The sequence below is a fragment of the Acidihalobacter yilgarnensis genome, assembly GCF_001753245.1.
GTDB classification, from domain to species: domain Bacteria; phylum Pseudomonadota; class Gammaproteobacteria; order DSM-5130; family Acidihalobacteraceae; genus Acidihalobacter; species Acidihalobacter yilgarnensis.
The window spans coordinates 862,835-876,894 of record NZ_CP017415.1 but is presented as its reverse complement, the minus strand read 5'-3'; the positions used below and the strand labels follow the sequence as shown (position 1 = coordinate 876,894).

At 61.5% G+C, this 14,060-nt stretch carries 13 protein-coding genes, 2 tRNA genes and 1 pseudogene; 8 read left to right on the top strand and 8 right to left on the bottom strand.

All coding sequences use genetic code 11. The annotated features are described in order from the left end of the window. The first annotated feature begins 95 nt into the window (after positions 1-95). The 5 genes from BI364_RS04245 to BI364_RS04225 all read left to right on the top strand — a co-directional run bounded on the left by BI364_RS04245 (position 96) and on the right by BI364_RS04225 (position 6,459). Positions 96-1,706, top strand: a complete 1,611-nt coding sequence (locus tag BI364_RS04245; RefSeq protein WP_070077695.1) for a methyl-accepting chemotaxis protein — start codon at positions 96-98, stop codon at positions 1,704-1,706. Between the two features lie 315 nt (positions 1,707-2,021). After that, positions 2,022-3,638, top strand: a complete 1,617-nt coding sequence (locus tag BI364_RS04240) for a phospholipase C (protein ID WP_083251153.1) — start codon at positions 2,022-2,024, stop codon at positions 3,636-3,638. Positions 3,639-3,693: 55 nt separating this feature from the next. Continuing rightward, positions 3,694-5,157, top strand: coding sequence for a cytochrome-c peroxidase (locus tag BI364_RS04235; RefSeq protein WP_070077694.1), 1,464 nt, complete (start codon positions 3,694-3,696; stop codon positions 5,155-5,157). A 242-nt stretch (positions 5,158-5,399) separates the two neighbouring features. Beyond that, positions 5,400-5,804 (top strand): hypothetical protein, encoded by a 405-nt coding sequence (locus BI364_RS04230; RefSeq protein WP_156782618.1) that lies wholly within the window; start codon positions 5,400-5,402, stop codon positions 5,802-5,804. 58 nt (positions 5,805-5,862) lie between these two features. Further along, the gene (locus tag BI364_RS04225; protein ID WP_070079878.1) at positions 5,863-6,459 is read left to right on the top strand and encodes a hypothetical protein; all 597 of its coding nucleotides are present in this window, start codon (positions 5,863-5,865) and stop codon (positions 6,457-6,459) included. A gap of 292 nt (positions 6,460-6,751) precedes the next feature. On the opposite strand, the gene BI364_RS04220 is transcribed toward BI364_RS04225, so the two are convergent. The 8 genes from BI364_RS04220 to ribH form a co-directional block, all read right to left on the bottom strand. Beyond that, positions 6,752-6,827: transfer RNA gene (locus tag BI364_RS04220), tRNA-Glu, on the bottom strand. A 42-nt stretch (positions 6,828-6,869) separates the two neighbouring features. Further along, positions 6,870-7,061: a hypothetical protein gene (locus tag BI364_RS04215; RefSeq protein ID WP_038091135.1), complete on the bottom strand. Its 192-nt coding sequence runs from the start codon at positions 7,059-7,061 to the stop codon at positions 6,870-6,872. A gap of 23 nt (positions 7,062-7,084) precedes the next feature. After that, positions 7,085-7,160: transfer RNA gene (locus BI364_RS04210), tRNA-Ala, on the bottom strand. Between the two features lie 43 nt (positions 7,161-7,203). Then, positions 7,204-8,610: a glutamate--tRNA ligase gene (gltX, locus tag BI364_RS04205; protein ID WP_070077692.1), complete on the bottom strand. Its 1,407-nt coding sequence runs from the start codon at positions 8,608-8,610 to the stop codon at positions 7,204-7,206. A 72-nt stretch (positions 8,611-8,682) separates the two neighbouring features. Then, positions 8,683-9,180, bottom strand: coding sequence for a phosphatidylglycerophosphatase A family protein (locus tag BI364_RS04200; RefSeq protein WP_070077691.1), 498 nt, complete (start codon positions 9,178-9,180; stop codon positions 8,683-8,685). A gap of 3 nt (positions 9,181-9,183) precedes the next feature. Continuing rightward, positions 9,184-10,140, bottom strand: a complete 957-nt coding sequence (gene thiL, locus BI364_RS04195; RefSeq protein ID WP_070077690.1) for a thiamine-phosphate kinase — start codon at positions 10,138-10,140, stop codon at positions 9,184-9,186. 23 nt (positions 10,141-10,163) lie between these two features. Beyond that, a complete protein-coding gene (gene nusB / locus BI364_RS04190) occupies positions 10,164-10,631 on the bottom strand; it encodes a transcription antitermination factor NusB (protein ID WP_070077689.1) in 468 nt (155 codons plus the stop codon). Further along, entirely contained in the window at positions 10,624-11,100 is a 477-nt protein-coding gene (gene ribH, locus BI364_RS04185) for a 6,7-dimethyl-8-ribityllumazine synthase (protein WP_070077688.1), read from the bottom strand. The genes nusB and ribH overlap by 8 nt, the downstream gene beginning before the upstream one ends. Before the next feature lie 276 nt (positions 11,101-11,376). Between ribH and mobA the strand changes: the two genes are divergently transcribed. The 3 genes and pseudogenes from mobA to BI364_RS19300 form a co-directional block, all read left to right on the top strand. Beyond that, entirely contained in the window at positions 11,377-12,024 is a 648-nt protein-coding gene (mobA, locus tag BI364_RS04175; RefSeq protein WP_083251152.1) for a molybdenum cofactor guanylyltransferase MobA, read from the top strand. Then, positions 12,021-13,289: a molybdopterin molybdotransferase MoeA gene (gene moeA / locus BI364_RS04170; protein WP_070077686.1), complete on the top strand. Its 1,269-nt coding sequence runs from the start codon at positions 12,021-12,023 to the stop codon at positions 13,287-13,289. Before mobA ends, moeA begins: the two co-directional genes overlap by 4 nt. A 388-nt stretch (positions 13,290-13,677) precedes the next feature. Next, positions 13,678-14,001: pseudogene (locus BI364_RS19300) on the top strand (winged helix-turn-helix domain-containing protein); the annotation flags it as partial. Positions 14,002-14,060: the final 59 nt, after the last annotated feature.

Below are 14,060 nucleotides of genomic sequence, written 5' to 3'. Positions count from 1 at the left end.
AATGGGCAAGCATTCCGGCTCTCGCGAATTTCCATCGCGGTGAACGGGAAGCGGCAAGGTCATATCGCCAACCCAACTCTAGAGCAAGGGGTCACATGAAAAACAAATCTCTGAATTTCAAATTCGGGCTGATGGGCGCCTCGATCGCCGCCGTGCTGCTCATCTCTTTTGCTCTGATCATTGCCAACGCCGATAGGATTAGAGTTGATAGCGCCAACCTCAGACACCGCGACATTCCGATTATGGAATACGCCTACCAGATGCAGATCTCGGTCATTCAGGTGCAGCAGTTCTTTTCCGATGCTGGCGCAATGCGACAACAGGATAGCCTACAGGACGACCTGAAATCGGCAGCCGAATATCGCGACCGTTTTCACGCCCTCATCGACAAACTGATCGCACTCAATCCGGAACGCAGGAATGAGTACCATTCGATGCTAACCAAATTCGACCGCTACTATCAGGTCGGCAAGGATATGGCCGACGCCTATGTCAACCAAGGGACAGCGGCCGGCAACCAATTAATGACCGGATTCGACAGTGCCGCCGGCAGCATCTTCGAAACAGTAAACCCGTTCCTCACGTCCAGCCAAGGCAAGGCGCACGCGCTACTCGCACAACAACAAGCCACCGTGGTTAGTACGCAATGGACACTCATTTTCGCGCTGCTCGTCATACTCGCTGTACTCACAGCAAGCGGCGCTGCCCTATTCCGCATCGTTCGCAAAATCCCCGTTGTCTCATCCGAACTCAATCGGATCGCATCCGGCGACCTGGGTGGCAAGGAACTCACGCATCACAGCCAAGATGAAATCGGGCAGCTGTGCTCCGGACTCAACGCGATGCGCACGCAGTTGAAGACGATCATGCGCGACGTTTCAGAATCATCGACCCACATCGCAACATTCTCGACCCAACTTTCCGCCTCGATCGGTCAAACGGAAAATGCAATTTCCAAGCAGGTATCCGAAATCTCCCAAATCGCCGCCGCAATGCACGAAATGAGCGCTACGTCACACGAAGTTGCCAAAAACGCCACCGATTCGGCTAGCGCAGCACAACAAGCCAACCAGGAAGTTGATGCCGGGAATCATGCCGTCGAGGAAGCAATTCAAGCGATACGCTCGGCTGCAAACGACATCGAGAACGTCTCCAGCGTCATCTATCAGGTCGACAAGAGCAGTGATGAAATCGGAACCATACTAGACGTCATCCGGGACATCACCGACCAAACCAATCTGCTGGCACTGAATGCAGCCATAGAAGCCGCTCGAGCGGGTGAGATGGGCCGAGGCTTTGCCGTCGTATCCGATGAAGTCCGCACGCTTGCCAAACGGACGCAGCAATCGACCCAGGAAATCCAGAACATGATTGCAAACCTGCAGGCAGCGGCCAAAAATGCCGTAAAAGCCATGAAGGTCAGCCAGCAAGGCGTCGAACGCAGCGTCACTCTCGCTGGCACATCGGGTGATCGCCTGACCGCCATTTCGGGCGCTGTCGGAAAAATATCGGACATGACCACACAAATTGCCACCGCAGCCGAGGAGCAGAGCGCCGTCACCACTGAAATGAACGAAAACATATCGAACATCAGCGTTGCAACCGAACAAACCGAGGAATCCGCTCACCAGATCGCAGAAGCCGGCCGCAAAATGTCCGATCTCGCAACCGAGCTGCAGCGGTTGGTATCAAAATTCAGGGTATAAACGCAGCAACACTTCATACACTCAATACCCGGTTCGACAGCCCGCCGCAGCGGGCTACAAGCAAAACAGGGCAGACGATAGGCCTGCGTGCACGGTCATCAGCGCGCGCAGTGGCCTAGCGGAGAATCCCGGTAAGCACAAGGCAATGTACCTACCGGACGAACTTCAAGCGTAAGGCGCGCTAAATAAAAACATCACAGGCGTGCGTCATGCTACCCGGCGTTATCGCATCCCACGATGCTCAACCATCGGATATGGTGTAAAGCTTGCCTCGCCGTGGGATTCCGCCGGGCCATGGACACATAGGAGATTCACATGCGCTTCACCCACGCCCTCGTCCCCGCGCTGCTGCTCGCCGCCGGGACCGCGCACGCCGACACCCTCACCCCGATCAAGCACGTCGTGGTGATCTACCAGGAGAACGTCTCCTTCGATCACTATTTCGCGACCTACCCCAAGGCCGCCAACCCGCCGGGCGAGCCGACCTTCCATGCGCTACCGGGCACGCCAAAGGTGAACAACCTCGCCCATGCGGGGCTACTCACGCACAATCCCAACGCGTTGAATCCTGCCAACGGCGCGGATGCCACGGAGCCCTTCCGCCTCGACCGCACACAGGCGGCCACCGCCGACCAGAACCACGCCTACACCGCCGAACAACTAGCCTACGACGGCGGCAAGGCCGACCTGTTCCCGAAATACACCGGCAAGGGCACGTCCGGCGGCGCCGGCGCCTTCGGCACCAAGGGCCAAGTCATGGGTTATTTCGACGGCAACACGGTGATGGCCATGTGGCAGTACGCCCAGCACTTCGCGATGAGCGACAACGCCTACACCGACACCTACGGCCCCTCGACGCCGGGCGCGCTGGAAGTGGTCTCAGGGCAGACCGACGGCCTCAAGCTCGTGCACACCACGCACAAGCCGTTCCGCATGGACGCCTACTCGTACTACATCAAGGACGGACAGGGCGGCTACACCCTGATCAACGACGTCGATCCGGCCTACGACGTGTGCTCCAACGCCAAGAACCAGGTGATGCTGGAAGGCCGCAACATCGGCGACCTGCTCAACGCCAAGGACATCACCTGGGGCGGGTTCATGGGCGGCTTCGACCTCAAGGCCAAGAACGCCAACGGCACCACCGGCTGCAAGCGCAGCACCTATTCCGCCACCGTGCATGAAACGGTGAAGGACTACATTCCGCACCACGACTGGTTCCAGTACTTCAAGTCGACCGCCAACCCCACCCACGCGCGCCCCAGCTCGATCGCCGCCATCGGCCATACCTACGAGCCCGGCACGCACAAGCGCGACCCGGCCAACCACGAGTACGCGCTGCGCGACTTCTTTGCCGCGGTCAAGACAGGCCACTACCCGGCGGTGAGCTACCTTAAGGCACCGGCTTACGAGGATGGCCACGCCGGCTACTCCGACCCGCTAGACGAGCAGGCCTTCGTCACCCACGTGGTCAACTTCCTCGAGCACCAGCCCGGCTGGAAGGACACCGCCGTAATCGTCACCTGGGACGACTCCGACGGCTGGTACGATCACGCCTTCGCCTATACCACCAACCCGTCCTTCGACGCGCAGGCCGACCAGCTCGACGGCGCGGGGCATTGCGGGCGCGGCACGCCGATGGCGGGCCTGCGCGGCAAACCGGTCAACGGCCGCTGCGGCCCCGGCACACGTATTCCCTTCCTGGTGATCTCGCCCTGGGCCAAGCAGAACTACGTGGCTCACACGCGCGTCTCACAGGCGTCCGTGGTGCGTTTCATCGAGGACAATTGGCTCGGCGGCACGCGCCTCGGCGGCGGCTCGTTCGACGCCAGCGCGGGCAGCATCATGGACATGTTCGACTTCACCGGCAAAGGCGACGCGCCCAAGCTGTTCCTGAACGAAAAGACCGGCACGCCGGTCGTCCACAGCTGATCCCGACCGGCCCGGCACCGCAGCGACGCGGTGCCGGGCCACGGCTTCGCACGACATGTTTCGTCACGACCGACCGAGCCGCCGGCTACGCCGCACGCTGGGTGTCGCGGCCGTATTCGCGCTGCTCGCCGGCGCCTATGCGCTGATCGAACCCGTCGTCGCCTTCTACCCACTGATTCCGCTCGCCTCCTGGCTGCACCACCCCGTCGACACCTGGCGCCTTGCCCACGGCGAGAACCCGCACCCGGTCCGCCTGATGCGCCCACCCGTCGCACCGCTATCGGCCATGGCCCGGCTCGGTCGGGACCTCTTCTACGACCGCACCCTGTCCGGCTCCGGACGCATGTCCTGCGCCAGCTGCCACAGCCCGCAGCACGCCTACGGCCCGCCGGGCGATGCCGCGGTCATGTTCGGCGGCCCGGACGGTCAGTCCCCCGGCTACCGTGCCGTACCCAGCCTGATGTACCTGGAACGCCAGCCGCCCTTCAGCGTCGGGCCGGACAACGCCGTCAACGAGACCCTAACCCTGCGCCAGAAGATCGCGCGCAGCGTCGGTGCGCCGCGTCTGACCAAGACCGCCGGCGACACCGCCGGCACCGCGCACAACCTCGTGCCGCAGGGCGGCCTGTTCTGGGACGGACGTGTCGACACCCTGCAGCAGCAGGCCGACGGTCCGCTGTTCAACACCTTCGAGATGGACGCAGGCTCGCCGCAACAGGTCGCCGCACGGCTCGCCGTCTCGCCCTATGCCCGCGACTTCCGCCGCCTGTTCGGCCCCGGCATCTTCGACAATCCGAATTTCCTGGTCTCCGAGGCGCTTTTCGCGCTCGCCCGCTATCAGATCGAGGACCCGAGCTTCCACCCCTACCGCAGCCGCTACGACGCCTGGCTGGGCGGCAAGGCCCGGCTGGATAGCGCCGAGCTACGCGGCTATCTCTTGTTCAACGATCCCGCCAAGGGCGACTGCGCAGCCTGTCATGTGGACCGGCCGACACCCGACGGCCTGCCGCCATTGTTTACCGACCACCAGTACGAGGCGCTCGGCGTGCCGCGCAACCCCGCCATCCCGGCCAACCGTGACCCGCACTACTACGACCTCGGTCTGTGCGGGCCCTTCCGCAAGGATCTGGCCCGGCAGCACCGATATTGCGGCCTTTTCCTCACGCCCACGTTGCGCAACGTCGCCACGCGCCATACGTTTTTCCACAACGGGGTCTACCACACCCTGATGCAGGTGCTGGCTTTCTACAACTTCCGCGACACCGACCCAGAACGGATCTATCCGCGCGACGCACAGGGCCGCGTCGAGAAATTCAACGATCTCCCGACCGACGACCGCGGCAACGTCGATACCATCGACCCGCCCCTCAACCGCCACGCCGGCGAACGCCCTGCCCTCACCCGCCGCGACATGCAGGACATCGTCGCCTTCCTCGGCACGCTGACCGACCGGCCAGACACACAAGCATCAGCGGGTGAAAAAGCAATCATGTCTGGACACCACAAGAATGAGCGATAGAGAGCGGGTATCCGGAATCCAGTTCGGAAACCAGACGCTGACATCACAGCGCTCCATCCTTGAATTAAATCGGAATTGATTGGGTATCCTGCGAGACTGCTATCGGCCAACCTCTGCCGGTCGAAATCTTCGCGTCGTCGTTGTTTGAATGACCGGTTCTTGTGGAAATTCGGTAATCAAATTTGGTCTGTATAATGGGTTTGCTAATTGACAAGGAATACCCATGTTTGTGTACTTGAGCCATGAGTGAAACAACCGCCGCCCCACCGCCCTCGCCTCTGCCGGGCATGCCAGGGTACGTTCGGCCACCTAAGCTCCCGACGAGTATGCCACCCGGCTATATGTCGCCATCGACTCGTGGAGTTCTTATTCATTATGCCGTGCCAGCCGGGGCACTGATTGTCGCGCTTATTGCTTTGTATCTGCTTAGAAAGCAATTGAAACGGCTGTGGCAATACGTCACGACTAATAAGCCGAAAGTGGTGTGGTGGATCACCGCAGCGATTATCGCGTTACAGTTATTCAATCCGCCGAACATGCCGTTGACCGTTGGAGTTATCGGTGTCCACATTGATTCGTTTCAGCTGTTAGTTCGGATCATTGGTATCACAATCCTAGGCTTCATCGTCGCGAATCAGGTTAAGTAGCTACTCTTGCGACATAACCCTCGACTTCTGATCGCGATTGATAATGGGGAGATTGCCCTTGGACCCCGACGAAACGAAGGTTAAGGACTACCTCGAAGAGCGTGGGTTCATCGTGGAGCGTTTCCCCAAGGAGGACACACGCGTAGGAAAAACACCTGACTTTCAGGTATTTCGGAACGGTGAGTTCCTGTTTTATTGCGAAGTCAAATCTAGCTCTCAAAATCAGTGGCTCGACGAACAGCTAAAGCATGCGGTTCCTGGTGAGCTGGTGGGCGGCGGAAGAAGCGACCCAATATTCAACCGCCTTGAAAATCACATCCATGGGGCCATGAAGCAGTTTGATGCAGTGAACGAAGGCCAAACACATCCAAATGTTCTTGTGTTTGTGAATCACGACGTTATGTGCGGCTTCAACGACCTGCTTGCAGTAATAACGGGAAATTTCTACGCTGACGATGGAACAGTACACCCGATTTATCGGAAATTCTCAAACGGTCGCATTAAGAATGAAAAAGAAAGGGTTCATCTGTATATTTGGCTAGACGATCATAAGCCGCCTCGTATGGTGTTCAGCGAGACAGAAGAAACCCTTCATGCGACACTGTGCGCTGCGTTTGATGTTGGGCAGAATGAAATCAAGCAAATCGGCTCCTAATGCCGCCATCAGATCGAGCAGCGAAAGGTGGCGATCCTTCGTTGCACTGTCTCTCAACGCCGGATGTTGTGAGCGTTCATCGGCGGCTTACTGACTTACAACCGACGGATTATAAGCCGTCACGCAACTGGCCGGAGAGGGTCGAGTCCTAACGTTTTAGATCAACGCTGGGCCCGGAGATTTACCAAGAATGTACTGAATCGCTTCGCCGTCAATTTCATGACCCAATACTCAATCACATAAAAAAACGGCCCGGGCTGCTGTTGCAGTCCGGGCCGTGATTGTCCACAGATGGCGTCCCCAAGGGGATTCGAACCCCTGTTACCGCCGTGAAAGGGCGGTGTCCTGGGCCTCTAGACGATGGGGACAATGATACTGGTCACGCTCGCCTTGACGTCTTCTTCTTTTCGTCAGCGACGCGGACCGAAAAGCAGGGCGGTCATCACGCCGGTAAACAGGGTCAGAAACCCGACCGGCACCATGGTGAAGAAAAACTCCGCAGGCCGTTCGTCTCCGCGCACCATGTAGTAAAAACCGGCAATGATACCGATAGCCGTCAATGCCGCGCCCAGGTATGCCAGGACTCTACCCAAACGGCGCATCACGACTCTCCGCCCTCAAAATTTGGTGGAGCTAGGCGGGATCGAACCGCCGACCTCCTGCATGCCATGCAGGCGCTCTCCCAGCTGAGCTATAGCCCCGTACGAACGGAGGCGCGTACTTTAAAGGCTGCCTCCCAAACCGTCAAGCCTGATTTTCCGCAATATAGCGAAGCGCGCGGTCGATACCATTCAGTGTGCGGTCACGCCCGAGCAATACCAGTGTCTGATCGATGGGCGGGGAAACGCTACCGCCGGTGCAGGCTACCCGTAAGGGTTGCGCCACCTTGCCCATACCGAGTTCAAGCGCTTGTGCCACGGCCTCGACACAAGCATTGATGGCTGCCGCGTCCCATACCAATAACCCGACCAGCGCCTCGCGCAATGCCCTGAGTGCCGGTTCGGTTGCAGCGGTCAGATTTTTGGACGCGGCCTTGGCATCGTAGGTGTCGAAATCGCGATAGAAGATCACGCTGCCGTCGGCCATTTCCACCAGCGTCTTGCAACGCTCGCGCAGGGCCACAACCACCCCCTCGAGCGCCGGCCCATCGCTCGGATCGACACCGCGTTGGCCGAGGTGCCACCCCAGGTGCCGCGCAACGTGTTCCGGCGGGCTGTTTTTGAAGTAGTGCTGATTCAGCCACAGCAGCTTCTGGTGGTTCAGCGCCGAGGCGGCCTTATTCACCGCGTTCAGGTCGAACAACTCGATCATCTCGTCGAGCGAGAAGACCTCCTGATCGCCGTGCGACCAGCCTAGCCGGACGAGGTAATTGAGCACCACCTCTGGCAGCAGCCCCATATCACGGTACTCCATTACGCTGGCCGCGCCCGTACGCTTGGATAGTTTCTTGCCGTCTTCACCGAGGATCATGGCGACGTGGGCATATTGCGGGATCGTCGCGCCCAGCGCGCGCAGGATGTTGATCTGCCGTGGCGTGTTGTTGATGTGATCGTCGCCGCGCACAACATGGGTGATCGCCATATCCATGTCGTCGACCACCACGGTGAGATTGTAGGTCGGCGTGCCATCCGAACGCGCGATGATGAGGTCGTCGAGCTCCGTGTTGTCAAACACGATGGGGCCATGGATCAGATCGTCGACGATCACCTTGCCCTCGTCCGGATTGCGAAAGCGCACGACCGGGTTGACGCCCTCGCGTGGCGCATCGCGGTGCCGGCAGCGCCCGTCGTAGCGCGGCTTCTCGCCGCGTGCGCGCTGCGCCTCGCGCATCTCGTCCAGCTCCTCGCGACTGCAGTAGCAGTGGTAAGCGTTCCCGGCCGCCAGCAGGCGGTCTACCACCTCCTTATAGCGGTCGAAGCGCTGGGTCTGGTAGAACGGGCCCTCATCGTATTCCAGCCCCAGCCAAGCCATACCTTCGAGGATAGCGTTGACCGACTCGGCATTTGATCGCTCCAGGTCGGTGTCCTCGATGCGCAGCACGAAGACACCGCCATGCTTGCGGGCATGTAACCAGGAAAACAGCGCGGTACGCGCGCCGCCAATGTGCAGATAGCCGGTGGGGCTGGGGGCAAAGCGGGTGCGAACGGTCATGGCGATACCAGTTTGATTCGGGAAAGGGCGCGATAGTAACAAACACACAACCCGGCGCGCAGGACGCTCGGATCAGACCGGGAGCCAACCTGCGTGGACCACGAGCTGCATCACGATGAGCGCGTAAAGGCCGGCGAACACATCGTCCATGACGATACCAACGCCCCCGTGCAGCTGGCGGTCTGCCCAGTTGGCCGGCCAGGGTTTGAGCACGTCGAAGATACGGAATAAGACAAAACCAGCGGTCACCCAAATCCAGCCGCGTGGGGCTGCAGCCATGGTGATGAAGTAACCCACAATCTCGTCCCAGACAATACCGCGATGATCGTGTACACCCAGCATCGCGGAAGACCGCCCGCAAATCCAGAACCCCGCAACCATAGCCAGCAGCGTGATCAGAACATAAGCATAAAGGGGCAGCGGCGCCAGCAGCAGATACAGCGGTATCGCCACCAACGTCCCTGCCGTCCCCGGCGCCACCGGCGACAGGCCGGAACCAAACCCGAAGGCAAGAAAGTGCGCTGGATGACCGAAGACGGTACGCACGGGCGGATGTTCGAAAGGACGCATGGATCAAGACTCCCGAAAGTGATCGTAACCACGGTGGCTGAAGGCGAATGGGTTGCCCTGAGCGTCGATCAAACGCAGACCTGGTACCGCTTCGACCCGACCAATCCGCGTGTATGGCGGTAATCGCTCGGCGTATCGAGCCAGATCCGCTTCGCAACCGGGCGGTAGCGTGAAGGCCAGCTCGTAGTCGTCGCCGGCGGTCAGCGCCAAGCGACCGTGCGGATCGGCCAGGCGTACGGCATCGCTACGCGGCAGTCGATCAAGCTCGACTCGTGCGCCAACGCCGCTGGCCTCAAGCAGATGCCCGAGGTCGGCCGCCAGTCCGTCCGAGATATCGATCGCCGCACTGGCCAGCCCGCGCAGGGCCAACCCGGTCTCGATGCGAGGCTCGGGGCGGTTAAGGCGTGCCAGCAGGGCCTCGCGGTGCGCCGGATCGACCTGTATGCGCGATTGCACCACGGCAAGCCCGAGGCCAGCATCGCCAAGCGTGCCGGTGACATAAATGTCGTCGCCCGGCCTTGCGCCAGTGCGACGCAGCGCCTCGCCCTCTGGTACCCAACCGAGCGCTTGCACGGTGATACAGAGCGGGCCACGCGTGGTGTCGCCGCCGACCAGGGCGACGCGGTGGCGGGCAGCGAGTGCATAAAAACCCTCCGCGAAGGCATACAACCAGCGGTCGTCGACCTTGGGCAGGGAAATAGCAAGTGTGACCCAAGCGGGTTCGGCACCCATCGCGGCCAGATCGCTGAGGTTTACCGCCAATGATTTGTGGCCGATGTCCTCGGGAGCGGTTTGCTCCGGAAAGTGCACGCCGGCGATCAGCGTATCCACCGTAGCGACCAGCACCTGCCCGGACGGCGGGCGTAACAACGCCGCATCGTCGCCCACGCCCAGGCACACATCGTCGCGCGGCGGACAGCGTGAGAAGTGGCGGGCGATCAAGTCGAATTCGCCGGACATGGCGACCTCGCAGGTGGTGTGCCTCAGCGTATGCCGCCGGTCTCGACGGCGCGCAGCTGGCGCACCGCTTTGTCCAACACGCCATTGATGAAGCGGTGACCTTGCTCCGCACCAAAAACCTTGGCCAGATCCACCGCCTCATTGATGACCACGCGATAGGGCACGTCGAGACGTTGCATCATTTCGTAGCCAGCGAGCCTGAGGATGGCACGCTCGACCGGGTCGACACGGTCCAGCGGACGATCGAGATAGGGCGCGATGGCCGCGTCGATCGCCTGCAAATGTTCCGGCACGCCCAACAGCAACTCGCGGAAATAGTCCATGTCTGCATCACCCAGGGGACGCTCCTCTTTGAACTGGGCGAGGATGTCCTTGGGATGGTCGCCGGTGAGCTGCCACTGATACAGCGACTGCACGGCAAGCCGGCGCGCCGCATGGCGAGCGCGGCTGAGCTGGCGGGCGCTCTGGCGGGGGGCTTCGGGCTCAGTCATTCAACTGGCGCAGCAGGCTGACCATTTCCAGCGCCGTCATGCCAGCGTCCCAACCCTTGTTACCCGCCTTGGTGCCCGCGCGCTCGATGGCCTGTTCGATGGTGTCCGTGGTGAGCACGCCGTTGATTACTGGCAGGCTTGCCTGCAGGGCGAGTCCCGCCAAACCCTTGGCGCTTTCGCCGGCAACATAATCAAAGTGCGGGGTGGCCCCGCGGATGACCGCACCCAGGGCGATAACCGCATCGTAACGTGCACGTCGCGCCATGGCCTGCACGACCAGCGGCAGCTCGAAGGCGCCCGGCACGCGAACCACCTCGATATCCGTTTCGGCCACGCCGTGACGCTTGAGTGCATCGACCGCGCCTTCGAGGAGGCGCTCCACGATAAAGCCGTTGAAGCGGGCAACGGCAATGCCGAAAACCGCTTGATCAACATGGAAATCGCCTTCAAAAACCTTGAGTTGTGACATGTGCCGTTCCCGCATTATCGCGATACAATGGGCGCGAATCATAGCACAGCACCCGCCGCGCGCGCAAGCCCGGCACCCCTTGCCCAACATAGATCGCGGCGGCAACGCCCTTGAAATCGCCGCGTCCTTCGAAGCCACGGAACTACCCACCCTCATCCGCCACGAACGCATCCGTGTATACCCAGGCATTGCCTTGGAGCTCCGACCCGGCCAACTTGATTAGCACCGCGCGACGGCATACCTTTGGACCCCGCCCCTCCGTACCGGAACCCGATCATGCTGCCGCTCAGCCCCGAGGAACGCGCCCGCATCACCGCGGTCATCCTGGCCGGTGGCCTTGGGCGTCGCATGGGTGGGCAAGACAAGGGACTGACCCACCTCGCCGGCCGACCGATGGCGGCCCATGTCCTTGAGCGGCTCATCCCTCAGGTCGGCACCGTGATCGTCAACGCCAACCGCAATACAGCCGAATATGGACGCCTCGGCCCCCCCGTACTCAGTGATCGTCTGAGCGACTTTCAAGGCCCGCTGGCCGGCGTGGCCTGCGCCCTTGCCCACACCCACACCCCGCTGCTGCTCACCGTGCCTTGCGACAGTCCGTTGTTACCTGTTGATCTGGCCACCCGCCTCTATCGCGCCCTCGCTGCGGCCGACGCCGAGGTGGCCGTAGCCCACGATGGCGAACGTATTCACCCCGTATTCGCACTGCTGCGCGGCGAGCTGCGCGCCTCGCTGGAAGCCTATCTCGCCGCCGGCGAGCGCAAGATCGAGCGCTGGTTCGACACTCGGCACTGCATCGCAGTCGACTGTGCCGACGTCGTCGATGCCTTCCTGAACATCAACGACGCCGACGCGCTTGCCGACCTCGAAGAGCGCCTGCGACGCGCACCCGCGGAGCCTACACAACGGAGATCCGCCCCATGAACGCCCGCCCGACCTCACCGTCCAGCTGCCAGAACCCGCAGGACGATGCCCTGCCCTTCGAGGAAGCGCGTGATCGCATCCTCGCTGCAGTTCGCCCACTCGAAGCCGCCGAACGCCTGCCGCTACGCACCGCGCTCGGCCGCGTACTGGCACACGATGTCGTCAGCGCAATCGACGTTCCGCCGTACACCAATTCCGCGATGGACGGTTACGCCCTGCGCGCCGCCGACCTGCCATCACACACGACGCAGAACATCTCCTTGCGCCTCGCTGGCCAATCCCTTGCCGGCGTGGGCTATCGCGCCGAAATTGCGCCCGGTGAATGCGTGCGCATCACCACCGGCGCCCTACTGCCGCCGGGCGCCGACACCGTGGTCATTCAAGAAGACGTCACCGTGAGCGAAGGACGCGTGACCATCGGCAGCGGGCACCGAGCCGGACAGAACATCCGCCTGGCCGGCGAGGATCTGGCGCGCGGCGCAGTCGCGCTACCGCGTGGACATCGCCTGAATCCCGCCGATCTCGGCCTACTTGCCTCACTCGGCTGCCCCGAAATCGACGCGCTGCGCCGCCCGCGTGTGGCCTTCCTGTCCACCGGGGACGAGCTGCGCGGCCTCGGCCGTCCGCTCGGCGAAGGCGAAATCCACGACAGCAATCGCTACACCCTGTTCGGCGCCCTGACGCGTCTCGGCGTGGACGTGCATGATCTGGGTGTCGTGCCGGACCGGCCTGATGCCCTGCGCGAAGCCTTCTCGACGGCCGCCGCCACGCATGACGTCGTGATCAGCACCGGCGGCGTCTCCGTCGGCGACGCGGACCATACCCGTGAGGTACTGGCCACACTGGGCACGATAGGATTCTGGCGCATCGCCATCCGCCCCGGTCGGCCACTGGCCTTCGGACACATCGGCGACACCTTGTTCTTCGGCTTGCCCGGCAACCCGGTGGCGGTGATGGTGACCTTCTATCAGCTCGTCCAGCCCGCGCTGGTAAGGCTCAGTGGTGCAACGCCAAATCCTCGCCGCCAACTGCGTGCCCGGGCGCTGGAACCCATGCGCAAACGTCGCGGGCGCACCGAATTCCTGCGTGGCCAGATCGAAACCGGGGGCGACGGTGAAATCGGAGTACACCTGACCGGAGCGCAAGGTTCCGGGGTATTACGATCGATGAGCCTCGCCGACTGCTTCGTGATCCTCGACAACGACCGTGGACCGGTCGATACCGGCGAATGGGTCATGGTCGAGCCCTTTTGCGATTTCGTCTAAACCTGCCATCGCGGTTGATCCACGCGCGCCATACCAGTGCGTGCTCGCTGCTTCACGCACATACATGATGCAACCCCACCTCATCGCGACCATTCCGCACCTGCACACAAACACCAAAAACCAACAAATCCACTCGATATTTAAATAATAACCACACCTGGTTTAATTATTGCTTTACTCATAAGTCAGTAGATTAGGGAACAAATGGCGTCGACTTCGGTCATAATTGGGTATGAAGAACGATGGACGGACATTGACCCGCGAGACGCTGGAAGCGATGCGCTTCATGGCGCTGGAGCGGATGGCGGAAGGCGAATCGCCGGCAGCGGTCTCGGCGTCGTTCGGGATGCACCGGACTTGGGCGTACAAGGTACGGCTGAAGGTGCGCGGGCGCGGCCAAGGCAAGCGGGCCCTACAGTTGCGGCGGGCACCCGGGCGGCGCCGGAAGTTGACCGATGCCCAAGGACGGCAAGTGTTCCGGTGGGTCAACGGCAAGAACCCGCGGCAGTATGGCTTCGACTTCGGTTTATGGACACGCCAGATCGTGCGCGAACTGATCGCACAGCGATTGGGCGTTTCGCTGAGCTTGGCCTCAGTGGGCGCGTTGCTGGCGCGGGTCGGCTTGACTGCGCAAAAGCCACTCCAGCGTGCGTATCAGAGGGACCCTGACGCGATCGAGCGCTGGCAACGGGAAACCTATCCGGCGATCCTTGATTCGATCTTTCTTCAAGCATCCAACTGTTGCCTATATTCCTGACTCCTGAGTAAAAG

Excerpts from the sequence above, each read along its gene's own strand:
- BI364_RS04245 (WP_070077695.1), top strand. The coding sequence starts at position 96 with ATGAAAAACAAATCTCTGAATTTCAAATTCGGGCTGATGGGCGCCTCG.
- BI364_RS04240 (WP_083251153.1), top strand. The coding sequence starts at position 2,022 with ATGCGCTTCACCCACGCCCTCGTCCCCGCGCTGCTGCTCGCCGCCGGG.
- BI364_RS04235 (WP_070077694.1), top strand. The coding sequence starts at position 3,694 with ATGTTTCGTCACGACCGACCGAGCCGCCGGCTACGCCGCACGCTGGGT.
- BI364_RS04230 (WP_156782618.1), top strand. The coding sequence starts at position 5,400 with ATGAGTGAAACAACCGCCGCCCCACCGCCCTCGCCTCTGCCGGGCATG.
- BI364_RS04215 (WP_038091135.1), bottom strand. The coding sequence starts at position 7,061 with ATGCGCCGTTTGGGTAGAGTCCTGGCATACCTGGGCGCGGCATTGACG.
- gltX (WP_070077692.1), bottom strand. The coding sequence starts at position 8,610 with ATGACCGTTCGCACCCGCTTTGCCCCCAGCCCCACCGGCTATCTGCAC.
- BI364_RS04200 (WP_070077691.1), bottom strand. The coding sequence starts at position 9,180 with ATGCGTCCTTTCGAACATCCGCCCGTGCGTACCGTCTTCGGTCATCCA.
- thiL (WP_070077690.1), bottom strand. The coding sequence starts at position 10,140 with ATGTCCGGCGAATTCGACTTGATCGCCCGCCACTTCTCACGCTGTCCG.
- nusB (WP_070077689.1), bottom strand. The coding sequence starts at position 10,631 with ATGACTGAGCCCGAAGCCCCCCGCCAGAGCGCCCGCCAGCTCAGCCGC.
- ribH (WP_070077688.1), bottom strand. The coding sequence starts at position 11,100 with ATGTCACAACTCAAGGTTTTTGAAGGCGATTTCCATGTTGATCAAGCG.
- mobA (WP_083251152.1), top strand. The coding sequence starts at position 11,377 with ATGCTGCCGCTCAGCCCCGAGGAACGCGCCCGCATCACCGCGGTCATC.
- moeA (WP_070077686.1), top strand. The coding sequence starts at position 12,021 with ATGAACGCCCGCCCGACCTCACCGTCCAGCTGCCAGAACCCGCAGGAC.